This window comes from Bradyrhizobium sp. CB1015 (genome assembly GCF_025200925.1).
Taxonomy (GTDB): domain Bacteria; phylum Pseudomonadota; class Alphaproteobacteria; order Rhizobiales; family Xanthobacteraceae; genus Bradyrhizobium.
The window spans coordinates 2,104,839-2,127,844 of the sequence record NZ_CP104174.1 but is presented as its reverse complement, the minus strand read 5'-3'; the positions used below and the strand labels follow the sequence as shown (position 1 = coordinate 2,127,844).

At 64.7% G+C, this 23,006-nt stretch carries 24 protein-coding genes; 12 read left to right on the top strand and 12 right to left on the bottom strand.

Going from position 1 to position 23,006, the window contains the following annotated elements:
* Positions 1-46: 46 nt before the first annotated feature.
* The gene (locus N2604_RS09560; RefSeq protein WP_260374476.1) at positions 47-1,120 is read right to left on the bottom strand and encodes a 4-oxalomesaconate tautomerase; all 1,074 of its coding nucleotides are present in this window, start codon (positions 1,118-1,120) and stop codon (positions 47-49) included.
* A 119-nt stretch (positions 1,121-1,239) separates the two neighbouring features.
* On the opposite strand from N2604_RS09560, the gene N2604_RS09555 reads away from it, so the two are divergent.
* The 4 genes from N2604_RS09555 (at position 1,240) to N2604_RS09540 (ending at position 5,714) form a co-directional block, all read left to right on the top strand.
* On the top strand, positions 1,240-2,220 hold the full coding sequence (locus N2604_RS09555) for a LysR family transcriptional regulator (RefSeq protein WP_260374475.1): 981 nt from the start codon (positions 1,240-1,242) through the stop codon (positions 2,218-2,220).
* Positions 2,221-2,414: 194 nt separating this feature from the next.
* Positions 2,415-3,800 carry an ABC transporter substrate-binding protein gene (locus N2604_RS09550; protein WP_260374474.1) on the top strand — a complete coding sequence of 462 codons (1,386 nt, stop codon included), beginning with the start codon at positions 2,415-2,417 and terminating at the stop codon, positions 3,798-3,800.
* 193 nt (positions 3,801-3,993) lie between these two features.
* Entirely contained in the window at positions 3,994-4,866 is an 873-nt protein-coding gene (locus tag N2604_RS09545; protein WP_260374473.1) for a carbohydrate ABC transporter permease, read from the top strand.
* Complete coding sequence (locus tag N2604_RS09540) at positions 4,863-5,714, top strand: carbohydrate ABC transporter permease (protein WP_197948207.1); 852 nt, start codon at positions 4,863-4,865, stop codon at positions 5,712-5,714. The genes N2604_RS09545 and N2604_RS09540 overlap by 4 nt, the downstream gene beginning before the upstream one ends.
* Positions 5,715-5,831: 117 nt before the next feature.
* Here N2604_RS09540 and N2604_RS09535 read toward each other — a convergent pair whose 3' ends face one another.
* From N2604_RS09535 to N2604_RS09515, 5 genes are all read right to left on the bottom strand, one after another.
* Positions 5,832-6,644, bottom strand: a complete 813-nt coding sequence (locus N2604_RS09535; protein WP_260374472.1) for an ABC transporter permease — start codon at positions 6,642-6,644, stop codon at positions 5,832-5,834.
* Positions 6,645-6,648: 4 nt separating this feature from the next.
* Positions 6,649-7,563 (bottom strand): ABC transporter permease, encoded by a 915-nt coding sequence (locus tag N2604_RS09530; RefSeq protein ID WP_260374471.1) that lies wholly within the window; start codon positions 7,561-7,563, stop codon positions 6,649-6,651.
* On the bottom strand, positions 7,560-8,732 hold the full coding sequence (locus tag N2604_RS09525; protein ID WP_260374470.1) for an ABC transporter ATP-binding protein: 1,173 nt from the start codon (positions 8,730-8,732) through the stop codon (positions 7,560-7,562). The genes N2604_RS09530 and N2604_RS09525 overlap by 4 nt, the downstream gene beginning before the upstream one ends.
* Before the next feature lie 169 nt (positions 8,733-8,901).
* Entirely contained in the window at positions 8,902-10,374 is a 1,473-nt protein-coding gene (locus tag N2604_RS09520) for a glycerol-3-phosphate dehydrogenase (RefSeq protein ID WP_260374469.1), read from the bottom strand.
* A 136-nt stretch (positions 10,375-10,510) separates the two neighbouring features.
* Complete coding sequence (locus N2604_RS09515; RefSeq protein WP_260374468.1) at positions 10,511-13,195, bottom strand: EAL domain-containing protein; 2,685 nt, start codon at positions 13,193-13,195, stop codon at positions 10,511-10,513.
* A gap of 202 nt (positions 13,196-13,397) precedes the next feature.
* On the opposite strand from N2604_RS09515, the gene N2604_RS09510 reads away from it, so the two are divergent.
* The gene (locus N2604_RS09510) at positions 13,398-14,501 is read left to right on the top strand and encodes an NAD(P)/FAD-dependent oxidoreductase (protein WP_260374467.1); all 1,104 of its coding nucleotides are present in this window, start codon (positions 13,398-13,400) and stop codon (positions 14,499-14,501) included.
* Positions 14,502-14,667: 166 nt separating this feature from the next.
* On the opposite strand, the gene N2604_RS09505 is transcribed toward N2604_RS09510, so the two are convergent.
* Entirely contained in the window at positions 14,668-14,847 is a 180-nt protein-coding gene (locus N2604_RS09505) for a YdcH family protein (protein ID WP_025034152.1), read from the bottom strand.
* 330 nt (positions 14,848-15,177) lie between these two features.
* Here N2604_RS09505 and N2604_RS09500 point away from each other — a divergent pair, with 330 nt between their 5' ends.
* From N2604_RS09500 to N2604_RS09490, 3 genes are all read left to right on the top strand, one after another.
* Positions 15,178-15,384, top strand: a complete 207-nt coding sequence (locus N2604_RS09500) for a YdcH family protein (RefSeq protein ID WP_008546179.1) — start codon at positions 15,178-15,180, stop codon at positions 15,382-15,384.
* A 129-nt stretch (positions 15,385-15,513) separates the two neighbouring features.
* Positions 15,514-15,732 carry a hypothetical protein gene (locus N2604_RS09495; RefSeq protein WP_007596256.1) on the top strand — a complete coding sequence of 73 codons (219 nt, stop codon included), beginning with the start codon at positions 15,514-15,516 and terminating at the stop codon, positions 15,730-15,732.
* Positions 15,733-15,754: 22 nt separating this feature from the next.
* The gene (locus N2604_RS09490; protein WP_172784742.1) at positions 15,755-16,006 is read left to right on the top strand and encodes a hypothetical protein; all 252 of its coding nucleotides are present in this window, start codon (positions 15,755-15,757) and stop codon (positions 16,004-16,006) included.
* A gap of 1 nt (position 16,007) precedes the next feature.
* Here N2604_RS09490 and N2604_RS09485 read toward each other — a convergent pair whose 3' ends face one another.
* Positions 16,008-16,715, bottom strand: a complete 708-nt coding sequence (locus tag N2604_RS09485) for a GGDEF domain-containing protein (RefSeq protein ID WP_260374466.1) — start codon at positions 16,713-16,715, stop codon at positions 16,008-16,010.
* Positions 16,716-16,857: 142 nt separating this feature from the next.
* Between N2604_RS09485 and purE the strand changes: the two genes are divergently transcribed.
* Both purE and N2604_RS09475 read left to right on the top strand, forming a co-directional pair.
* The gene (purE, locus tag N2604_RS09480; RefSeq protein ID WP_260374465.1) at positions 16,858-17,346 is read left to right on the top strand and encodes a 5-(carboxyamino)imidazole ribonucleotide mutase; all 489 of its coding nucleotides are present in this window, start codon (positions 16,858-16,860) and stop codon (positions 17,344-17,346) included.
* Positions 17,343-18,449 carry a 5-(carboxyamino)imidazole ribonucleotide synthase gene (locus tag N2604_RS09475; RefSeq protein WP_260374464.1) on the top strand — a complete coding sequence of 369 codons (1,107 nt, stop codon included), beginning with the start codon at positions 17,343-17,345 and terminating at the stop codon, positions 18,447-18,449. Before purE ends, N2604_RS09475 begins: the two co-directional genes overlap by 4 nt.
* Before the next feature lie 42 nt (positions 18,450-18,491).
* On the opposite strand, the gene aqpZ is transcribed toward N2604_RS09475, so the two are convergent.
* Entirely contained in the window at positions 18,492-19,214 is a 723-nt protein-coding gene (aqpZ, locus tag N2604_RS09470; RefSeq protein WP_260374463.1) for an aquaporin Z, read from the bottom strand.
* A 258-nt stretch (positions 19,215-19,472) separates the two neighbouring features.
* Here aqpZ and rpsU point away from each other — a divergent pair, with 258 nt between their 5' ends.
* Positions 19,473-19,769 carry a 30S ribosomal protein S21 gene (rpsU, locus tag N2604_RS09465; protein ID WP_008546194.1) on the top strand — a complete coding sequence of 99 codons (297 nt, stop codon included), beginning with the start codon at positions 19,473-19,475 and terminating at the stop codon, positions 19,767-19,769.
* A 101-nt stretch (positions 19,770-19,870) separates the two neighbouring features.
* Positions 19,871-20,521, top strand: a complete 651-nt coding sequence (locus N2604_RS09460; protein WP_260374462.1) for a tetratricopeptide repeat protein — start codon at positions 19,871-19,873, stop codon at positions 20,519-20,521.
* Between the two features lie 26 nt (positions 20,522-20,547).
* Here N2604_RS09460 and N2604_RS09455 read toward each other — a convergent pair whose 3' ends face one another.
* From N2604_RS09455 to N2604_RS09445, 3 genes are all read right to left on the bottom strand, one after another.
* On the bottom strand, positions 20,548-21,480 hold the full coding sequence (locus tag N2604_RS09455) for a hypothetical protein (protein ID WP_260374461.1): 933 nt from the start codon (positions 21,478-21,480) through the stop codon (positions 20,548-20,550).
* Between the two features lie 92 nt (positions 21,481-21,572).
* The gene (locus N2604_RS09450) at positions 21,573-21,857 is read right to left on the bottom strand and encodes a cupin domain-containing protein (RefSeq protein WP_260374460.1); all 285 of its coding nucleotides are present in this window, start codon (positions 21,855-21,857) and stop codon (positions 21,573-21,575) included.
* Between the two features lie 12 nt (positions 21,858-21,869).
* Positions 21,870-22,967 carry a calcium:proton antiporter gene (locus N2604_RS09445; RefSeq protein ID WP_260374459.1) on the bottom strand — a complete coding sequence of 366 codons (1,098 nt, stop codon included), beginning with the start codon at positions 22,965-22,967 and terminating at the stop codon, positions 21,870-21,872.
* Between the last annotated feature and the right edge of the window lie 39 nt (positions 22,968-23,006).

Sequence of the window (23,006 nt, the reverse complement as noted above, 5' to 3'; positions counted from 1 at the left end):
CTCCCATGGCTCTGATTTTTTGTGATGGCTTCGGAGGCGGCGGGGCTCAGGCCGCCAGCACCGAATGAGGCACGTGTGACCGGCGGGCGAAGACGTGGCCCTCGAAGATCCGCCGGGCTGTCCGCAGCACCCGGGCAACCGGGCCCGGCTCGAGCCTGACCACGAGCTGGCCGGAGGGATGGGCCAGCGTAATCGGCACCGGCGGCGCCAGCTTTCCGACCATCTCTGCGGCGATCGTTCCGGGTGTGACGCATGCGGTCGCGATCGCGACGGCGCCTGTTACCGCCAGCGCGCTATGGCAGTCGTGCGGCATGAAGTACCTGACGTTCAACGTCGCCCCGCTCGCGGGCGCGATCAGAACCGGTTTCGGGATCACCATCGACGCGGGATTGGGAAAGCCCATCCGGCGTCCGGCCTCGATCCGCAAGTCCTCGAGGCGCGCGCGGAAGCTGGCGTCGGCGAAGTCCGAGGGAGCCTCGCGGCCGCTCCATCCCAGATCCGCCGCACGGACCAGCATGACCGGCATCGCCGCATCGAGACAGGTCACGTCGATTCCCTTGATGCGGTCGACGGCGCGTCCCGTCGGCAGGAGACGACCGGTGCGTGCGCCGGCCGCGTTGGGGAACGACAGCTCGATGGGCGCGGCCGTTCCCGGCACACCGTCGATCTGCGCCTCGCCGTCGTAGGTCACCCGCCCTCCCGGCGTGGCGACCGTCGCGTCGATCAGTTTGCCGGTGTTGACGTTGTGGATGCGCACGTGGGTGCGATCTGCGGTGGCGGCGACCAGGCCAGCCTCGATTGCGAACGGCCCCACCCCCGCCAGCATGTTTCCGCAGTTCGGCGAAGTATCGACGATGCCTTCACGAACCCGCACCTGGGCGAACAAATAGTCGACGTCGGCGTCGGGCACCGATGCCGGTCCAACGATCGCGACCTTGTTGATGACGGCATTGCCGCCGCCGATCCCGTCGATTCCAAGGTCGTGTCCGCCTCCCATCACGGACAGCAGGACCGCGTCACGCGAGCTTGCGTCGGCCGGGAGATCGCGGGCCAGGAAGAACGGCCCGCGCGAGGTACCCCCGCGCATGACCACACAGGGAATGGCAATCTGATCGTTCATTAGAGCTGTTCCGTTCGGCGACAACTTCGCGCCGGCCAGAGCATCCCCCGGCAGAACTCTTTTGTGAAATGCAAAGATCTGAGGTATTATTTCGTATATCGGTATAATTGGAGAGGGCCATGAACGCGGAACTGCTCGACCTCAAGGCTTTCATCACCGTGGCGGAGACCGGAAGCTTCGTCCGCACCGCGCGGGCATTGAACCTGTCACAGCCCGCGCTCAGCCGACGCATTCAGAAGCTGGAAGAAAGCCTCGGTGCGCCACTGCTCGAACGCTCGACGCGTCACGTCAATCTCACCATGACGGGCCGCGACTTCCTGCCAAAGGTGCGCCGCCTGATCGACGAGTTCGAGACCTCGGTGCTCGCCATCCAGGATATCGGCGCGCGAAGTTCGGGCCTGGTCTCGGTGGCTGCGGTACCGACAGCCGTGTTCTACTTCCTGCCGCGCGCGATCGGCCGGTTTGCCGAAGCCTATCCGCGCATTCGCATCCGGATTCTCGACATCGGTGCCAATGAGGGATTGGAAGCAGTCGCGCGCGGCGAAGCCGATTTCGGCATCAACTTCATCGGCGCCTCGCATGCCGAGATCGAGTTCGAGAAGCTGGTCGAGGATCCTTTCGTCCTCGCCTGCCGTCACGACCATCCGCTGGCATCGCGCAAGCAGGTCAGCTGGCCGGAGATCGTGCCGCACCGGGTCATCACCGTCGGCCGCAACAGCGGCAATCGTGCGCTGATCGACAATGCGCTGGCGCGACACGGCCTGCAGCTGAACTGGTCCTATGAAGTGGCTCACCTCTCCGGTTCGCTTGGCCTGGTCGAAGCGGGCCTCGGCATCGCCGTGCTACCGAAGCTCGCGACGCCGGCGGCGGGCCATCCGATCATTCAGACCATTCGCCTGATCGAGCCGGAAGTGTCGCGGACGATCGGCATCGTGCGGAGGCGCGGAGCTACGCTGTCCCCTCATGCCAGCCAGTTTCTCAAGATGCTGCTCGAGGCCTGGCGCTCGCCTGCTCGCAAGAACGGGCAAGGCAGACCGCGTTCCCGATCCGCCGAGACGCGCCCGAATGCCGCTTCGACCAGCCCCAGAGGGAAACGCTGACGAGGTGAGACACCACGAGGCGAATTGATTGGCATGTATTGATGCGGCCTTTGGATCGATGCGCGAATTCTCATCTCCACAGCCTCGCGCCAACCGCGACATAGGTCTGACAAGAAGCCGCTAGATCGGATGACGGCCATGGGCTAGTGTTTTATACGACCGGTTAAAACACCGGCCGTTTGAGGGAGAAAAACGTGAAATCCAAGGTTATCGGCGCAATCACATTGGCGGTCGCTGCGGCTGGGCTGTTTGCAGCCGCCGCACCCGCCTTTGCGCAGCAAAAGACGATCACGGTTTGGTGGGTCAAGGGCTTTTACAAGTCCGAGGACGAAGCGCTCGCCGAGACGATCAAGAAGTTTGAAGCCAAGACCGGCATCAAGGTCGAATTGTCGCAGTACGCGATCCAGGACATGATTCCGAAGACCGTCGCGGCGCTCGATGCCGGCACCGTGCCCGACGTCGCCTATTCCGACAGCTACGACGTGCAGGTACAGGGCAAGTGGGCCTATGAGGGCAAGCTCGAGGATCTCACCGACGTCATGGAGCCGATCAAGGGCCGTTTCGTCCAGAACACGCTCGATGCCTCGATCCTCTACAACGACGTCACCAAGAAGAAGGCCTATTACGGCTTTCCGCTGAAGCAGCAGAGCATGCACGTCCAGATCTGGAACGACCTGCTCGAGAAGGCCGGCTTCAAGCTGAGCGACATTCCGAACGACTGGACGGGCTACTGGACGTTCTGGTGCGACAAGGTGCAGCCGGCGATCCGCAAGGCGACCGGCCAGCGCCTCTACGCCGTCGGCCAGCCGATGGGCGTGGAATCCACCGACTCCTTCCAATCCTTCTACACCTTCATGGACGCCTATCACGTCAAGCTGGTCGATGACGACGGCAAGCTGCTGGTCGACGATCCCACGGTTCGCGAGAACCTGATCAAGGCGATGAAGGACTACACCGACACCTACATCAAGGGCTGCACCCCGCCCTCGTCGACGACCTGGAAGGATCCCGACAACAACGTCGCGTTCCACAACAAGACGATCGTGATGACTCATAATTTCACGATCTCGATCGCGGCGAAATGGTACGAGGATTCCCAGAACCAGAACCTCACGCCGGAACAGCGCGAGGCCGGCAAGAAGGCCTATGAACAGGACATCATCACGGCGTCGTTCCCGAAGGCGCCTGATGGCTCGACCATCCGCTACCGCTCCGACGTCAAGACCGGACTGATGTTCACCGCCGCCAAGAACAAGGCCGAGGGCAAGCAGTTCATCAGCTTCCTGCTGCAGGAAGAGAACATCCGTCCCTACATCGAGGGTGCGCTCGGCCGCTGGTTCCCGGTGACGAAGGAAAGTCAGGAAAGCCCGTTCTGGCAGGCTGACAAGCACCGCAAGGCCGTCTACGCCCAGTTCAAGGGCGGCACCGCGGCGTTCGACTTCACCAAAAACTGGAAGTTCACGATCCTCAACAACGAGAACGTGTGGGCGAAGGCGATGAACCGCGTCGTCAGCGAGAAGGTTCCGGTCGACAAGGCCGTGGACGAGCTGATCGCCCGCATCAAGCAGGTTGCGGGCTAAGGTCCATCCCTCCCTCTCCCTTTTGTTACGGGGAGAGGGTCGGGGTGAGGGGCTCTATCGGCGGGTTGTGCGCGCCGTGAGTCCCGTCCCCCTCACCCGGATTGCGCCGGACGATGCTTCGCATCGCCGGGGGCAATCCGACCTCTCCCCGCAAGCGGGGAGAGGTTTTAGATTTGAGAAGAGTTTCGAAAGAATGGCGATCACGCTCTCTGGCGATCAGGCAATTCCCGGCCCGCCCCTGTCGTCGCGGCTGACCCCGGCGCAGGTCTGGGGCATCATCCTGCTCGCGCCCTATATGCTGGTCTTCCTTGCCTTCGTCGTCTATCCCGTCTGCTACGGGCTGTGGCTGGCGCGGGCCCCGTCGAACTATGTCGCGCTGTACAACGACCCGATCTTCGCGCGCGCCGCGATCAACACGCTGATCTTCCTGGTCATCGGCATCAACGTCAAAATGCTGATCGCGTTGTTCCTGTCCGGCTTCTTCGCGCAGCAGCGCACCTGGATCAGATGGCTTTCGGTGATCTTCATCCTGCCGTGGGCGGTGCCGTCTATCCCGACCATCCTGTCGGTGCGATTCATGCTCAACCCCGAATGGGGCGTGGTCAACCACCTCATCTTCTCTTTCACCGGCGATGACGGTCCGAACTGGCTGAACGACCCGACCGTGGCGCTCAGCATGGCAATCGGCGTTCACATCTGGAAGTCCCTGCCGTTCTGGACCCTGATCCTGATCACCGGCCGTCTCGCGATCCCGCACGATCTGTTCGAGGCCGCCGAGGTCGACGGCGCGAGCTGGTGGCAGAAATTCCGCTACATCACCTGGCCGTCGATGCAGACGCTCTACGTCACCTGCACGCTGCTCTCGATGATCTGGACGCTGGGCGATTTCAACAGCGTCTATTTGCTCACCGGCGGCGGACCTGCCGACCTCACGCACGTGCTGGCGACGCTCGGCATCCGCTATCTCCGGCTCGACCAGCTCTCGCTCGCGATGGCATCCATCGTCTGCGCGATGCCGTTCGTCCTGCCGCTCGTTTACTTCATGATGAAACGGTTGTCGCGATGAAGCTTCCCTCTCTCCGTGACGTCGCGACGGAAGCGCGGCTGCTGCTGATCGGCATTCCCGTCTTCCTGTGGACGATGATCCCGATCTACCACATGTTCCTGTTCGCGATCTCTCCGAAGGAGGACGCGTTCTCGGGCAAGCTGTGGCCGGACCATCCGACGCTGCACAACTTCGAAATCGTGTTCAAGCAGCAGCACTATTTCCTGCGCGACTTCTACGTCCAGTTCTGGAATTCGACCCTGATCGCGGTCTCCGTCGGCGTGCTGACGCTGTTCATCGCGACCGCAGCCGCGTTCTCGATCTCGCGGCTGAAGGTGCCGGGCGGACGCGCGGTGCTGAACCTCGCGCTCTTCACCTATTTCATTCCGGCGGCGTTCCTCGCGGTGCCGATGTATCGCACCATGGGCAATTACGGCCTGCTCAACAATCACTGGTCGCTGATCCTGGCGATGGTGACGATCGCGAGCCCCTACGCGATCTGGGTGCTCAAGCAGGCTTCCGACAAGCTGCCGGTGGAGCTGGATGAAGCCGCGGTGATGGACGGTGCCACCACGCTGCAGATATTCCGCCTGGTCTACCTGCCGCTGATGATGCCCTCGCTGGTCGCGATCGGCACCTACGCGGTGCTGCTGGCCTGGAACGAATATCTCTACGCGTTCCTGCTGCTGTCGAACGACCGCGAGATCACCCTCCCCGTCGCGCTCGGCAACTTCCTCGCCGCCGACGATTCGCCGTGGGAGTTGTTGATGACCACCGGCTTCATCTACGCGCTGCCGCCGGCCGCGGTCTATTACGCCTTCCGCCGCTACATGGTGGGCGGGCTCACGGCGGGCGCGGTGAAGTCGTAAATAGGCTGTCATTCCAAGGATGGTCCGAAGGACCAGATCCGGAAGCTCGAGTTTCTCAGGTGTGCAATTGCGCACCTGAGTTCGATGCTTCGCATCGCCCCGGAATGACGCTCTCCCCTACAGCGGCGCCGCGCTCTCGCCCTGCGAGCTCGACAGCTTCGAAGCGAGCGAGGCAATGACGATGACGACCGCGATCAGGGCGATCACCAGCGTGCAGATCGCGTTGATCTCGGGCTTCACGCCGAGCCGCACCTCCGAATAGATGCGGATCGGCAGGGTCGCCGAGCCCGGGCCGGTGGTGAAGCTCGCGATCACGAGATCGTCGAGCGACAGCGTGAACGCCAGCATCCAGCCGGCGACGATCGCCGGCGCGATCAGCGGCAGTGTCACGGCAACGAACGCACCGACGGGATCGCAGCCGAGATCCATCGCCGCCTCCTCCAGCGAGCGATCGAGCGAGCCGAGGCGCGACTGCACGACCACCGCGACGAAGCACATGGTCAGCGTGGTATGAGCGATCGTCACCGTCCAGAAACCGCGCTCGGCGTTCAGCGCCACGAACAGCAAGAGCAGCGACAATCCGGTGATCACCTCCGGCATCACCAGCGGGGCGTAGAGCATGCCGGAGAACAGGGTGCGGCCGCGGAACCTCTCGCCGCGCGACAGCGCCACCGCCGCCAGCGTGCCGAGCAGCGTCGCGATCGTCGCGGAGGCGACCGCAACCCGCAGGCTCATCCAGGCCGCCTCGATCATGGCGCGATCATTGAAGAACTCATGATACCAGCGCAGCGACCAGCCGCCCCATACCGTCACCAGGCGCGAGGCGTTGAATGAATAGATGATGAGGATGAGTATTGGCAGGTAAAGGAACGCCAACCCCAGCGTGAGCGAGGCGATGTTGAAGCGGGAGAGACGAAGGATCTTGCGCATCGTCTCAACGTCCCTGTTCCAGCTGCCGCTTCTGCAGCCGCTCGTACAGCAAGAGCGGCACCAGCAGCACGACCAGCAGCACCATCGCGGCAGCTGAGGCAACCGGCCAGTCCTTGTTGGTGAAGAATTCGAGCCACAGGGTCTGGCCGATCATCAGCGAATTGGAGCCGGCCAGAAGATCAGGAATCACGAATTCGCCGACGATCGGGATGAAGCACAAGAGCACGCCGGCGCCGACGCCGGGCAGCGACAGCGGGAAGGTGACGAGCCAGAACACCTGCCAGGGCGGCGCGCCGAGATCGGAGGCCGCCTCCTCCAGCGCCGGCTCCATCTTGGCGAGCGTCGCATAGAGCGGCAGGATCATGAACGGCAGATAGGAATAGACGATGCCGATATACATCGCGGTGTCGGTGGAGAGCCACACCACGGGTTGGCTGGCCAGATGCAGCGCGAGCAGGATCTGGTTCAGCAGGCCGTCGTGCTGAAGGATGTTGATCCAGGCGTAGATGCGGATCAGGAACGAGGTCCAGAACGGCACGATCACCAGCACCATCGCCACTGCCTGCCAGCGTTTCGGCAGCCGCGCCATGCCGTAGGCGATGGGATAGCCGATCAGGAGCAGCAGCGCAGTGGCCGTGATGGCGACGGTGAGGCTGCGCACATAGGCGAAAACATAGATGTCGTCGGAGCCGAGCAGCTTGAAATTGTCGACAGAAAGCACTGCGAACGCCGCCTTGAGCGCGTCCCATCCCGCCGTCAGGTCGAACACCGGCTCGTAAGGCGGCTGCGCGATCGCGGTCTGCGACAGGGCGATCTTGAGCACGAAGGCGAACGGCACCAGGAAGAACAGCACCATCCAGACATAGGGCGCGATCGCGGCGAAGCGCGCGGGCCTTGCGAAGATGCGGCGCGAGCTCATGATTGCAGCACCACGCAATCGTCCGGCGTGAACCAGGCGACGACGTTCTGGTTCAGGCTGTAGGCATCGACGTCGAGCCGCGCACTGTTGGCGACCGACGCCTGTAACGTCCCGCCTGTGTCGAGCTTCACCTTGTAGGTGGTGGTGCCGCCGAGATAGCAGATGTCGGCGATCACGCCGTCGAGAATGTTGATCGCCGTCTCGCGACCGGCCCCGCTGACCGGGCCGCGGCGCGACAGCTTGACCTTCTCGGGGCGGATCGCGACCGCCAGTCTTCCGGTGCCGACGGCTTCGCGCGGCTCGGCCACCACCAGCGCGCCCGCATCGCGGGTGCCGATGACCAGACGATGGCCATCGCGCAACTTGGTCTCACCGTCGAACAGATTGATGTCGCCGACGAACTCGGCGATCCAGCGCGAGCGCGGCGCTTCGTAAAGCTCGCGGGGGCTCGCGACCTGGGCAAGCTTGCCTGATTTCATCACGCCGATGCGGCTCGCCATCGTCATCGCCTCCTCCTGGTCGTGGGTGACGATGATGAAGGTCATGCCGAGCCGCCGCTGCAGCTCCATCAGCTCGGCTTGCGTGTTTTCGCGCAGCTTCTTGTCGAGCGCTGCGAGCGGCTCGTCGAGCAGCAGGAGCTGGGGCCGGCGCGCCAGGGCGCGGGCCAGCGCCACGCGCTGGCGCTGACCGCCGGACAGCTGGTCCGGCTTGCGTTTTTCCAATCCTTCGAGCTTGACCAGCGCGACCATCTCCGCCACGCGCGTGGCGATGTCGGCACGCGCCATGCCGGCGCGCTTCAGTCCGAAAGCGATGTTGTCGCGCACCGACAGATGCGGGAACAGCGCATAGCTCTGGAACATCATGTTGATCGGGCGCTCATGCGGCAGCGCCTGCGCGATGTCCTTGCCACCGAGCAGGATGCGTCCCTCGTCCGGCGCCTCGAAGCCCGCGAGCATGCGCAAGAGCGTGGTCTTGCCGCAGCCGCTCGGCCCCAGCAGCGCGAAGAACTCGCCGGCCTTGATATCGAGCGACACGCCGTCGACGGCGCGAAACGTGCCAAAGGTCTTGGCGACGCCCTCGATGCGCAGCAGCGGCTGGCCGGCTGCCGGACATGCATCTTCGCCAGCCGCTTCAGCCGCAACCCTCATCCCGGGCAATTCTTCCGCCATGGTCCCTGCCAACCCCGATTCCGCCGCACGCTAGCGGCCGATCGTCTCTAGCTCAACCGGTTCGAGGATAACTTACATCCCGCCGCCGTAGCCCGGATCGAGCGAAGCGTAATCCGGGGCGGTTCATCGGCGCAGAGATTTTCCCGGATTGCGCTTTGCTCCATCCGGGCTACGCCAGTGACGGGCTCAGATCCGCCATGAACGCCGCCAGCGCCTCACGGTCCGCCGCGGGCATTGTCAGGCCCAGCTTGGAACGGCGCCACAGAACGTCATCCGGAAAACGCGCCCATTCGCGGCTCATGAGGTAGCGCACTTCGGCGCCGGTCAGTTCGGGGCCGAAGGCCGGGCCAAGCTCTTCACGTGTCCTTGCTTCACCGAGCACGGCCGACAATCGCGAGCCGTAGGCTGCGACGAGGCGCTGGGCCTCCGGCTCCGACAGAAAGCGCCAGCGCTCGCGTGCGAGGTCGACCTCGGTGTCGAAACGGTCCCAGGCGAAATCTCCACCTGGCAGCGCTGCGCCGGCGGTCCAGGGCGGCGACATCGGATAGAACGGCGTCAGCGTCGTCACCGCCCGCTCGGCGCGCCGGCGCGAGGTGGTGACGTCGCCGCCGAACATCGTGATCAGCGGCGCCTTGCGCCGGCGCGCGTGGAACAGGGTCGTGCCCTCGCGTTGCCGCGCGAACGCCGGCCTCAAATTGACGCCGGAGACCGTCCTGACCACGTCGGTCGGGACGACGCGCTCGCGAAAGTAGCGGCTCGCCGCTTCGCAGAGATAACCGACGTCAGCTCCTCGCATCGCCACGATGGCGGGATCGCCGGTGAAGTCATGCGTGACCGTGCCGATCAGCGTGAACGCGCGCTCGAACGGGCTTGCGAAGATCAGCCGGCCGTCGCTGTTCTGGAACACGTAGACGTTGTCTGAATCGAACAGCCTGGGCACGATGATCTGGCTCATCTGCATGGCTGTCACGGCGGGCTGCGGCTGGCGCAGGACCGTCTCCGCGACGATCGAGGTCCAGCCGCCACTGGCATTGGCCAGCGCCCTGGCCGTGATGGAGCGGCGATGGCCGCGATCGACCACGGCGAGCCGCCAGATGTCGGTTCTGTCGGCACGCACGCAGCGTGCCCCGGTCCGGATCGCCGCGCCACGTTCGGCGGCGCCCAGCGCCGTGACCACGACAAGGCGGGAATCGTCGACGACACAGTCCGAATATTCGAACGCCGTGCCGAATGGGCGCTTCAGCGCATTGCCGACCGGGTGATGGCTGATGTCGAGGGTCGCCGACGCGGGCAGGCCGCTGCGGCCGGCGAGGCCGTCATAGAGGAACAGGCCGGCGCGCAGCAGCCAGGGTGGACGCTCGTCCGCATGCGCAGGAATCACGAAACGTATCGGCCGGACCAGATGCGGCGCGATCCGGAGCCAGGTCCGGCGCTCGGCCAGTGCCCGGCGCACCCGCCAGAAGCCGCGGCGCTCCAGCACCGAGAGATCGCCGTGGATCAGCCGCGGTGTGGCTGACGACGCCGCGCCGCCGAGATCGCCCTGCTCGAACAGGACCACCCGCAGGCCGCGGCCCGCCGCATCGCGGGCGAGGCTGACGCCGTTCAGGCCGCCGCCGATGATCGCGAGGTCGTAGTCCGCCATGAAGCCGTCGAATGGGAGCGAAGCACTCCCATCACTAGAGCCATTTCCGTTCCGATGAAATCGGAACGGTGGCTCTAGACTCATATTCTGACGCGTTTCTTGACGCGAACCGGTGTCCACTTCGCTGGAAAACGCGCTAACCGGTCTTCAGCGCAAGCTCCATCGCTTCGTCGCGGCCGACGAGGCCGGCATATTTCCCGATCGGCAGCGGCTTGCCGAGCAGGTAGCCCTGCACGCCGTCGCAGCCCTCCTTGGCGAGGAAGGCGAGCTGGTCGACCGTCTCGACGCCCTCGGCGATGATCGACATTTCGAGGCCGTGGCCGAGGTCGATAACGGCGCGCACGATCGCCGCGGATTGCGGGTTGCGGCCGAGGTTGATGATGAAGGCGCGGTCGATCTTGATCTTGTCGAACGGGAACGCCTGGAGGTAGCTCAGCGAGGAATAGCCGCTGCCGAAATCGTCCATGGAGATGCGCACGCCGAGCGCCTTCAGGCGGCGCAGCAGCGCAAGGCCGCGGTCGAAGTCCTCGATCAACACGCCTTCGGTGATCTCGAGCTCGAGCCGGCCGGGTGCAAGGCCCGTCTCGATCAGGATCGAATGGACGAGGCCGACCACGTCGCCGTGCATGAACTGCGCCGGCGACAGATTGACCGCGACCTGCAGCGGCTTCGGCCAGGACGCCGCCTCGCGGCAGGCCTCGCGCAGGATCCACTCGCCCATCTCGACGATGAGGCCGCTCTCCTCGGCGATGGGAATGAATTCGGCCGGCGAAACCTGGCCGCGCACCGGATGCTGCCAGCGCGCCAGCGCTTCGAAGCCGATGATCTCGCTCTCGGCGACGCTGTGGCCCGCGGCCCCCTGCGGCTGGAAGGCGAGCGCGAGCTCGCCGTTCTTGACCGCCATGGAGAGGTCCTGGTGCAGCACGCGGCGGTCACGGATCTGCTGGTCCATCTCGGGCTGGTAGAGGCTGATCGTGCCGCGCGACTTCTGCTTGGCGCGGAACAGCGCCGCACCGGCATTGGCGAGCAGCGAGGCGCCATCGGCGCCATTGTGGGGGAACACCGACATGCCCGTGGTGATGCCGGCGCGGACCGGACGGCCGTCGATCTGAAAATCCTTCGCGACGGCTTCGCCGATCTGCTGCGCCAGCGCGAGGCCGGCCTCGGGCTGCTTGCCGTCGATGATCAGGCCGAACTCGTCCCCGGACAGACGCGCCACCACGCCGCCGCGCGCGGAGTCCTGGAGCCGGTGGGCGACCTCGATCAGGAGCTTGTCGCCGAGCGCATGGCCGAAGACGTCGTTGACCTCCTTGAGGCCGTCGAGATCGACGCAGAGCACGGCGAACTCCTCACCGGTGCCCTCGCAAGCCTCGATCATCTGGGTCAGCGCCTGCAGGAAGGCGGCGCGATTCGGCAGATCGGTGAGGCCGTCGTGATAGGCCATGTGCGCCATGCGCGACTCGGTCTGCCGGCGGTCGGTGACGTCCTCGTGGGTCTTGATCAGATATTGCGGCTCGCCGGCCTCGCCGAGCACGGTGGCGCGGCGGGTCAGGAACAGCCGCAGGCCGTTCTTGGTGCTGATCGGATGCTCCTCAGTGATCATCCCGCGCTTCTTGATCGCGGCCTCGTCGCGCGCGACGATCAGCTTGGCTTCCTTGGCGTTGAAGATGTCGGACGCGGTCAGGCCGGTGGCTTCCTCGCGCCTGCGGTTGAGGATCGTCTCGGCGCTGCGGTTGGCGAGAAGATAGCGGCCGTCCTTGACCTGCTCCACGATCAGCGCAACCGGGATGTTGTCGACCACGAGCTCGAGGAACTTCTTGGTGCTCTCCAGCTCCTCCGACAGCGAGCGGCGGTCGGTGATGTCCTCGAACACGATGAGCAGAAATTCGGGCTTATTGCTCTCGTTGCGGACCACGATCCGGATCGAGGCGACCGTGCGCTGCGCACCGGCACGATCCACGTCGAACTCGTTGCGGTACTGGCCATCCGGCGAATTGAGTGCCGCCTGGTCGGCCGCCTCGATGCTCGCCGCCGAAGACGATGCAAACAGCTCCCGCGCATTCCTGCCGACGGCGAAGTCCCGCGACAATCCCCAGAACTTCTCATAGGCGCTGTTGGCGAAGATGTAGCAGCCGTCCTCGATGTTCTTGGCCGCCACGCAGGCCGGCACATGGTCCAGCACCGTCTCCAGGAACTGCTTGGTGGAGGCGAGCTGCCGCGACAGCCTGCGCTCCTCGCTGACGTCGAGATGGGTCGCCACCGAGCCGCCGTTCGGCAGCACGAAATATTTCACCAGGATAGACCGTCCGTCGGGCAGCTCCGTGATCAGGCCGTTGGCGCTTGATGCCTTCTCGTAAAATTCGTTATCGTTGACGCCGAGGACTCCGCGCTCGCGGCGCAGCCTCAGGATGTCGTAGCCGGTCATATTGGGCCGGAGGTCGGATCGCGTCAGGCCATAAATCTCGAGATAGCGGTCGTTGCAGAAGATGATGCGGCGCTGCGCATCCGTCATCACCACGCCCTGGTTGAGATTGTTCATCGCGGAGGAGATGAAGGCGTTGCGCCGCAGCTGCAAACGCCTGGACCGGCGCACAGCGGAATGGATCCACAGCCCGATCGCGGCGAGGAACGCGCAGACCACGATGCCGGCGATCAGGGCTTCCCAGATCACGCCGGGATCAAGCCTGGAGAGATGGCCCTGAACGGCAAAGCTGTCCGATGCCGCAAAGGCGCGCGCAGGCGCGCCCGTGCCGGCCAGGCATAGGAGGGCCTGCACAGCAATCGAAAGCGTGCTGCCCACGTGCCAGTTCTTCTCAGCCATCAGCCACCCGCGATTTCAACGTCGGATTGTCTGGCTTCGCGGGTTTGGATCGGGTAAACGCCTGAGGGAACAACAGAATAATGTGACGTTACATACGGCAATTGCCCTGACATGATAAATACCTTCTTAACGGAAGCCCCGCCTGCGTCGCCGTTCCAGCGCCATACGCCACCGGTGCTTCCACCTGGTATCCTGCACAACCATGGATAGGGTCGACTGCGTCGTCATCGGAGCCGGCGTGGTCGGTCTCGCGGTGGCCCGAAAGCTCGCCCAGGCCGGGCGCGAGGTGATCGTGCTCGAGGAAGCCGAGGCGATCGGCACCGTCACCTCCTCGCGAAACAGCGAGGTGATCCATGCCGGCATCTACTACCGGGCCGGGAGCTGGATGGCGCTCATGTGCGTGGCCGGCAAGCACGCGCTCTACCGCTACTGCGCCGAGCGCGGCATCCCGCACAAGAATTGCGGCAAGCTGATCGTCGCAACCAGCCCGAAGGAGACCGAGAAGCTGCAATCGATCAAGGCGCATGCCGAGGCCAACGGCGTGCTCGACATGCAGCTGCTCTCGGGCGAGGCCGCACGCACGCTGGAGCCGGCGCTCGCCTGCGACGCCGCGCTGCTGTCACCGTCGACGGGCATCATCGACAGCCACGCCTACATGCTCTCGCTGCGCGGCGAAGCCGAGGACGCCGGCGCGGCTTTCGCCTTCCACACCCCCCTGATCCGTGCCAAGGCGGCGGCGGGCCTGATCGAGATCGATGCCGGCGGCGAGGCACCGATGACGCTGCAATGCAGCCTCCTCGTCAACGCCGCCGGGCTGTCGGCAACGCATGTGGCGCGCAGCATCGACGGCATGCCGCTGGACCGGATTCCACCGGCCTATCTCGCCAAGGGAAACTACTTCAGCTGCAACGCCAAGGCGCCGTTCTCGCGCCTGATCTATCCTGTGCCCGAGCCCGGCGGCTTGGGGGTGCACCTGACGTTGGACATGGCAGGGCAGGCGCGCTTCGGGCCTGACGTCGAATGGATCGAGACGATCAATTACGAGGTCGATCCCTCACGCGCCGAGCGGTTCTATCCCGCGATCCGCAAATACTGGCCGACGCTGCCTGACGGCGCGCTGATGCCGAGCTATTCGGGCATCCGCCCGAAGATCGTGCCCCCGGCTGTGGCCACGCAGGATTTCTTGATGCAGGGCCCGCGCGATCACGGCGTTGCAGGCTTGATCAATCTATTCGGTATCGAATCGCCGGGACTGACGTCCTCACTTGCGATCGCCGATCACGTCGCCGAGCTCGCAGACATCTAGAGCGTTTCGAGAAGCGGATAGGTGCGCGCGTCGAGACCACGCGTCCACGCAGAAGCGGGCGCCGCGCAACCGTGTTGCACGCTGCACACCTTGCAGCAGGGATGAGCACGAATGCTCTCATCCCTGCGTGAAGGATGTGATCAACTCTACACTGTCACGGGGGTTGCTAGTGGAGCGTATCGCCTTGCTTCAGACGCTCGATCTGGTCCTTGACCATCAACTTCCGGCGCTTCAACTCAACAATTTGCAGGTCGTCTGTTGAAAGGTGCACGAGAGCTTCGTGCAATTCGTTTTCGAGAAGTTTGTGCTTCCGTTCCAATTCAACGAGATGTGCCTGAATTGTCATTCGAAACCTCCTCGGTAGGGTTGAACCTCAGGATTCGATCCGGACGACCAAGTCTACATCACCGATTCGTCCTGTCGATGGGTATCCGTCGCCGCAGCGTCATTTTTGAAAGTTCATATGTAACGAAGCGTGACTAAGGGGAACCGCGCCGGAAAAATCCATGATATCAATGCGCCGGCGCAACGCCGCAGCTCCTCGCAGAAATATGTTGCGGGAGATCGGCGACGAGGGATCGCAGATCGCTTGCGATCACGCGGCGCAAGGACGATAATTTCCACAGGGCATCCACAGCCCAGATCTCACGCCTATCGGTTTTCGGCCACCGCAGACATGACCAATGAAGATGAGCGTGAGCTCGAAGCCGAGCTCACCCGGTTGCAGCAGGAACACCGAGATCTCGATGCGGCGATCGATGCGTTGCATCAATCGCCCGCCCCCGACCTGTTGCGGTTACAGCGCCTGAAGAAGCGCAAGCTGTTGTTGCGCGACCGCATCGCGTTCATCGAAGACCAGATTACCCCCGACATCATCGCCTGAGCCTGAGTCGGTCTTGCGCGGCGCCTGCCGCTTCCGAATCCGCTTGACTCAACAAGAACAAAAGAGGAACATTCGCGGGCGCACAACACCTCAGAGAACGCTCAAGCACAACACACGAGGACAACGCAGATGTCGGCGACCGCCCTTCTCGACAACAGCCATTATGAACAGGCCTGCGATCAGGCGATCGCGATGTGCGACGGCAATCTGCGCAGCACCATCAAGGCGCTGATCATGGCCAACGAATATCTGGAAGCCGAGCTGGAGGAATTGCAGGCGGCGATTTCCGCCGGCTGCATTCCGGAGACCTCGCGCAGCAAGATGCGGAGCAAGAGCAGCGCCGCCTGATTTTCAACATTGGAGCAACGCCATGTCGGATGTGACCTATTACGTTGCAATGCCCTTTTTGATCGATGACGACGGATCACCCGTCGCCGGCGCGGCAGAGGAATGTCAATCCTCGACGGCGGCGCTACGACGCGCGGAGATTCTGGCGCGCGGCGCCGGCCATATCGGCGCGGTCGCATTCAGCCGCAGCGGCGATCCCATGACCGGCGAGTTCGGCGACGCGACGCTGCTGCGCAAATTCGGCAACGTGCCGGAAGATCTTGCGACGCTCTAGGCTAGCGCTCGCTGCCGACCAGCCTGATCTGCGGCTCGTGCCGGCGGTGCGCCTTGCGCACATACATGGCGGCATCCGCCTCCTCCAGGGCGCGGCCTGCATCGGAGTGCGGACCGAGCAGGGCGACGCCCGCCGAGGCGCCCGCGGTCACGTGCTGGCCGCGAAACACGAAGGACAATTCGTCGATCGCCTGCTCCAAGGCCGCGGCCTTCGCCTTGGCATCGGTCTCGCTGAGATTCCAGAGCAGCAGCGCGAACTCGTCGCCGCCGAGGCGGCCGACCACGTCGGAGGCGCGGACCTGTCGCGTCAGCGTGGCGACAATCGCCTTGAGCACCTCGTCGCCGGCGGCATGACCGAAGGAATCGTTGATCGGCTTCAGCCGATCGACGTCGAGCACGATTAGCGCCCCGCTGGCGCGGTAGCGCTTCATATAGGCGATGGCGCGCGCGAGCTCTCGCTCGAAACCGCGCCGGTTGGGGATCTCGAGCAGGAAATCGGTGTCGGCGGCCGCCTCGAGTTCCGAGATCCGCAGCAGGGCTGCCTTAAGCTTGCTCCTGAGGCCGCGGATGGTCGCCTTGCTGTCGTCGGCAGCCGGCGCTCCGCGCAAGGCCGGTTTGGCCGCGCGGCTTGAAACGGCTTTGGATCGGCCGGCGCTGGTGGTCCGGACCTTTCTGGCCTTCGCAGAGCTCGCCCTTTTTGGTTTCTTCATGGGCATCCTGCTCAATGAAGGCTTGCGGGGATTCACCAAGACAGGATAGTGGATTCCCTTCTCCTTGCCACCGCCTTGCGAGCCGCCGGCCGGAATCGTTAGTCTGGCCTATCTTTCTGTTTTTCTGGGCACAATTGACGTCATGACCGCGCCAATCGCCATCATCATGGGAAGCCAGTCGGACTGGGACACGATGCGGCACGCCGCCGAGACGCTTGACGCGCTCGGCATTGCAGCCGACAGCCGCATCGTCTCGGCCCACCGCACGCCCGACCGGCTGTTCGCTTTCGCCAAGGGCGCCAAGGACGCGGGTTACAAGGTCATCATCGCCGGGGCCGGTGGCGCGGCCCATCTGCCCGGCATGACGGCGGCGCTGACGGAACTCCCGGTGTTCGGCGTTCCCGTCGAATCCAGGACGCTCAAGGGCATCGATTCGCTCTATTCGATCGTGCAGATGCCCGCGGGCATCCCGGTCGGCACCCTCGCCATCGGCAAAGCCGGCGCGATCAATGCCGCGCTGCTGGCGGCCGCCGTGCTGGCATTGTCCGACCCGGCGCTGTCGGATCGCCTCGCCGCCTGGCGCAAGGCGCAGACCGAGGCGGTCGCCGAGCGCCCGGAGGACAAGGCGTGACGGACACCAGGCACGTGAAGCTGAAGCCCGGTGACACCATCGGAATCCTCGGCGGCGGACAATTGGGCCGGATGCTGGCGATGGCGGCGGCGCGGCTCGGCCTGCGCTGCCAGGTGTTCTCGCCCGACCCGGATTCGCCGGCCTTCGACGTCGTGCTGAACGCGACCTGCGCCGAATATGCCGACGTCGAGGCGCTCGAATTGTTCGCGCACGATGTCGACGTCATCACCTACGAATTCGAGAACGTGCCGGCGGCAGCCGCGTTGGTGCTGGACGCGCGCCGCCCAGTGCTGCCCAACCGCAAGATTCTCGAGACCACCCAGGACCGGCTCGCCGAGAAGGATTTCGTGACGCGGCTCGGCATCGGCACTGCCGCCTATGCCGACGTCACCTCCGTCTCCTCGCTGCGCGAGGCGATCGCCAGGATCGGCCTTCCGGCCGTGCTGAAAACCCGCCGCTTCGGCTATGACGGCAAGGGCCAGGCCATCATCCGCGAGGGCGACGACATCGCGAAAGTGTGGACCAGCCTCGCCACCAAATCGGCGATCCTGGAAGCCTTCGTGCCCTACGAGCGCGAGATCTCCGTGATCGCCGCGCGTGCGGCCACGGGTGAGGTCGAGTGTTTCGACGTCACCGAAAACGAGCACCGCGACCACATCCTGAAGATATCGCGCGCGCCGGCTCCGATCCCGGACGCGCTCGCGGACGAGGCGCGCAACGTCGCGAGCAAGATCGCAACGGCGCTCGACTATGTCGGCGTGCTCGCGGTGGAGATGTTCGTGCTCGCCAACGGCACCGGGCCGAAGGTGCTGGTGAACGAGATCGCGCCGCGCGTGCACAATTCCGGCCACTGGACGCTCGACGGCGCCTCCGTCTCGCAGTTCGAGCAGCACATCCGCGCCATCGCCGGCTGGCCGCTCGGCAAGCCGGTGCGCCACGGCGACGTCGTCACCATGACCAACCTGATCGGCGACGAGATCAACGACTACGAGAAGTGGCTGGGCGTGCCGGGCGCGACCGTGCACATCTACGGCAAGGGCGCGCCCCGTCCCGGCCGCAAGATGGGCCACGTGACCGAAGTCAGGCCGCTCCGGGACAAATGACGGGATCGCAGCAAAGGCTGCAATCCCGCCGGCTGATTGTGATTACGCCGTCTTCACACCCGCAACGACGCCGGTGGGCTCCTCGCTGAGCCAGCGATAGATCACCCCGCCGAGCGCGCCGCCGATCAGCGGCGCGACCCAGAACAGCCAGAGCTGCGACAGCGCCCAGCCGCCGACGAACAGCGCCGGGCCGGTGCTGCGCGCCGGGTTCACCGAGGTGTTGGTGACGGGAATGCTGACGAGATGGATCATCACCAGCGCGAGCCCGATCGCCAGCGGTGCGAAACCCGCCGGCGCCCGGCCATGGGTGGCCCCCATGATGATGAACAGGAACATCATGGTCATCACCACCTCGGTGAGGAAGCACACGATCATGCTGTACTGGCCGGGCGAATGCGCCTCATAGCCGTTGGCGGCAAAGCCCTTGCCGACGTCGAAGCCGGGCGCCCCGCTCGCAATGACATAGAGCAGCCAGGCGGCAATGATCGCGCCCGCCACCTGGGCGACGATGTAAGGCAGAACCTGACCCGACGGAAAACGGCCACCGGCGGCGAGACCGACCGTGACGGCGGGGTTGAGATGGCAGCCGGAGATGTGGCCGATCGCGTAGGCCATGGTGACGACGCTCAATCCGAAGGCCAGGGACACGCCGACCAGCCCGATTCCGACCTGCGGGAAGCCGGCGGCGATCACCGCGCTTCCGCAGCCCGCGAATGTCAGCCAGAAGGTGCCGATGGCTTCGGCAGCATATTTTTTGATGTTCATTGTGGTCCCCTCATTGCAAAGATTCCGGAGAAGCTCCGGCGCGGCCCCGTTCTCGGCGCCAAACCACCCAAATCGGGGCCGCATGGAGGTATTTTCGCCGCATTTAATGGCCGAACTTGGCCCGAAAACTCGCTTGGCCGGTGGACATCTGCGGTTTTGTCTGATACATCCGCACGCTCAAGGTTAAGGGCTTGCGCGTTTCGCCATCCCCTTTGACTTACCAGAATTCAAATCCGATCCACCTGAAGAGGATGCCGCGTGCAGGTTCTCGTTCGCGATAACAATGTTGATCAAGCCCTCAAGGCGCTGAAGAAGAAGATGCAGCGCGAGGGAATTTTCCGCGAGATGAAGCTCCGCGGTCATTACGAGAAGCCCTCCGAGAAGAAGGCCCGCGAAAAGGCCGAAGCCGTGCGCCGTGCGCGCAAGCTCGCCCGCAAGAAGCTGCAGCGCGAAGGCCTGCTGCCGATGAAGCCGAAGCCGGTGTTCGGCGCCGGCCCGGGCGGTGATCGCGGCGGTCGTGGCGGCCCCGGTGCGGGCCCGCGCGGACCGCGCTGAACCGATTCAGCAAGACTTCAGTTTTCGATGACGCGGGCCTCAGGCCCGCGTTATTGTTTTGAGGACTTGTCGGATCAAGCTCTAGTGCGAGCGAACCGTAGATGGCCTCCCCTTTCCCTCAGCGCGGCTTTGCGCGACGGCGCCGGATCTGGCAGCCGCCGCTCGCGGTGGCGTTGACGGGAATCGCACTGTGCGGCTGCTCGTTCGATCTGGGATCGCTGATGCCGGAGAAGGACACGCCGCAGGAAGCGCCCAAGGCCGCTGCGCCCACCGAGAGCGCGGTGAGCGCCGGCAACGTCACCGAAGCCCAGGCCCATACCGCGAAGGGCCAAGCCCTGGCGAAGTCAGGCGAGACCGCGGCAGCGCTCGACGAATTCAACCGCGCGGTCGGCCTCGATCCCTACAATGCGCAGGCGCTCTATGGCCGCGCTCTGATCTACCAGGGCAAGAACCAGCACGATTTCGCGATCGCCGATTTCAGCGCCGCCAGCGGACTCAACCCGCAAAAGGCCGAACCGCTGCTCGGCCGCGCCAACAGCTATCTCGCGCTCGGCAAGGTGAAGGAGGCCGCAGCCGATCTCGATGAAGCCTCCGAGGCCGATCCGCACAACGCCCAGATCTGGACCGCGCGCGGACAGGCCTATGAGCGGCTGGGCGACAAGGCCAAGGCGGCGGCGTCCTACACCAAGGCGGTCGCGCTTCGTCCACGCGATGAAGCGGCCCGCAGCGGTCTCGCCCGCGTCGGCGGCTGACCGTTTGGCGCAGCCTCAGCGGACTTCTAGTCGGGGGTGGCGCTCTTGGGCAGAACGGCGTTGAACATCGACTTCATGCCCGACAGCATCTCGTCGGCGACATTGGTCTTCTTCGGCCGCGGCATGGAGGCGCCCGCATCGGCACGCAGGTCCAGCGGCGGCGCGATGACCGGCACGGGAATGTCGGCGGGCGGCGTCACCCGATTCGGATCGTCGTTGCCGATCGAGGCCGTGTAGGGCGGATTGGAGCCCGCATTGCCATAGGCCTCGGGTGACGGCGTCGAGACATTGATCGGCGGCGGCAGCGGACGAACCGGAGACGGCTCCACATTCACGACCCGCGGAGCCTCCGGCGTGCGGGCGGCGTCCCGCACCGCAGGCTCTGCCGGCCGCTCGGCCGGCTTGGAATCCGAGGCGCGAGCCTCGGCCGGCTTGGTTTCGGACGCTCTGGCTTCGGACGGCCTAGCTTCGGATGACCTAGCCTCGGCAGCCTTGCCCTCAGGCGACTTGCGCAGGCGCTCGATCGCAGCACGCGCCAGATCGTTGGCGTCGGGGGCCGGGGAAGCCGCCGTCGGGGCCGAATTGGCCTCGACCACGGGAGCAGAAGTAGCCGGTGCGGATTTCGCCGCGGCCTTGTCGCGGGCGGAGGGACGGCCGCGCAGGGCGGTGTCAGCGGGAGCCACGTCTGCGGCCTTGGTCTCGGCGGCCGGCTTCTCGGCTGCCGCCTTGTCCGTCACGCTCTTCTCGGGGATGCCCTTGGCCTTGACGCCGGGGGCGGGAAGGTTGGCGGTATCGGTCGGCTTGCCGTCGCTGCCGGCCTGGGCAGGCGCGGTCACGGCGGCTGGGGTGTCGGCGGCCGGCTTGGCGTTGATGTAATGATTTACGATGTAGGCCCCGATGATCGTCGCGAGCACCGAGGGGAAAATATCCATCGAAATTTTTGCGAGGTATTTCAGCATTCCGACCACTCCCCGCGCGACCTGATGCGGGAACTTTAGGGCATTGTGAGGGATCAACTGCGACGGATCGATGGCAAACGGTGGTGCGACCCCTAGCGTTTCAGCTCAATTTCAAGGAACACGATCTCAGTTGAGGTTTCGTTAAGTACGTCATGCTGGACGCCGGCCTTGCGGAAATAGGATTTCCCGGCGGCAAGCTGCGCCTTGGACCGTTCGCCATTGGGCGCCACGATGGTCATCTCGCCGGCAGCGACCGGAACGATCACATAGTCCATCCCATGGGTGTGATGGCCGGTGGCGCTGCCGGGGGCAAGCCGCCATTCCGTCACCCGGACCTCTTCGTTGTCGACCTGAATCTCGGACTTGGCGGCAAGCACTGGGAGCTCCTTCTAGGGCACGAAAACCATGAACACGTAGACGGCAAATACCACCATATGGACCAGGCCGAACAGGACATTGGTCCTGCCCGTGCCGAAGGTCAGCATGCTCAGGAAGAAGGTCAGCAACAAGAGCACGCTGCCCTGGGCGTTGAGGCCGAGCTCGAGCTCCTTGTCGAGCGCATAGGTGGCGACGCCGACGGCTGGAATGGTCAGGCCGATGGTCGCCAGCGAGGAGCCGAGGGCGAGATTGATGCTCTTCTGGAGGTCGTTCCTGCGCGCCGCCGCGACGGCCGCAACGCCCTCGGGCATCAGGATCAGCAGCGCGACCAGAAGGCCGGCGAAGGCCGGTGGCGCGCCGATCCTGGCGCCCACGGCATCGACAACCAGCGAGAATTTCTTGGCGAGCAGCACGACCGCCAGAAGCGAGACCAGGAGCAGCACCACGGTGAGCGCGAGGCCCCCCGCCGACACGTGCGCCGCCCCGCCCTCGCCGTCGGCACGTTCGTGCACGAAGTAGTCCTTGTGCAGGACGGTCTGGGTGTAGAGAAACACCGCATAGAGCGCGAGCGTGACCACGTCGACGAAGCCGAGCTGGACCGCCGAATAGACCGGCCCCGGCGTGGTGGTGGTGTAGTTCGGCAAGATCAGCGTGATGGTCGCGAGCGCGAACAGGACGCTGAGATAGACGTTGGCGCCGGAGAGCTGAAAGCCCTGCTCGCGATAGCGCAGCCCGCCGATGAAGATGCAGAGCCCGACGAGGCCGTTGCAGACGATCATGACCACGGCGAACACGGTGTCGCGGGCCAGAGCCGGGGCAGGCTTGTCGCCCAGCATGATCGTGGTGATCAGCGCGACCTCGATGATGGTCACCGAGAGCGTCAGCACCAGCGTGCCATAGGGTTCGCCGACCCGCTCCGCGATCACCTCGGCATGATGAACCGCAGCGAACACCGTGCCGAACAGGATGACCAGGAGGACGATTGCGAAGACCAGCCCGGCAAACGACAGCGTGAACACGTAATCCGTCGCGCTGACGGCTGCGAACAACAGCACGGCCAGCGCCGGAAAGACCCAGGCCGACCGGGGCATCGGATCATGGGCGCTCATCCACCGGCTCCAGTTACGAAAGCGAGCAGTAGCAAATCG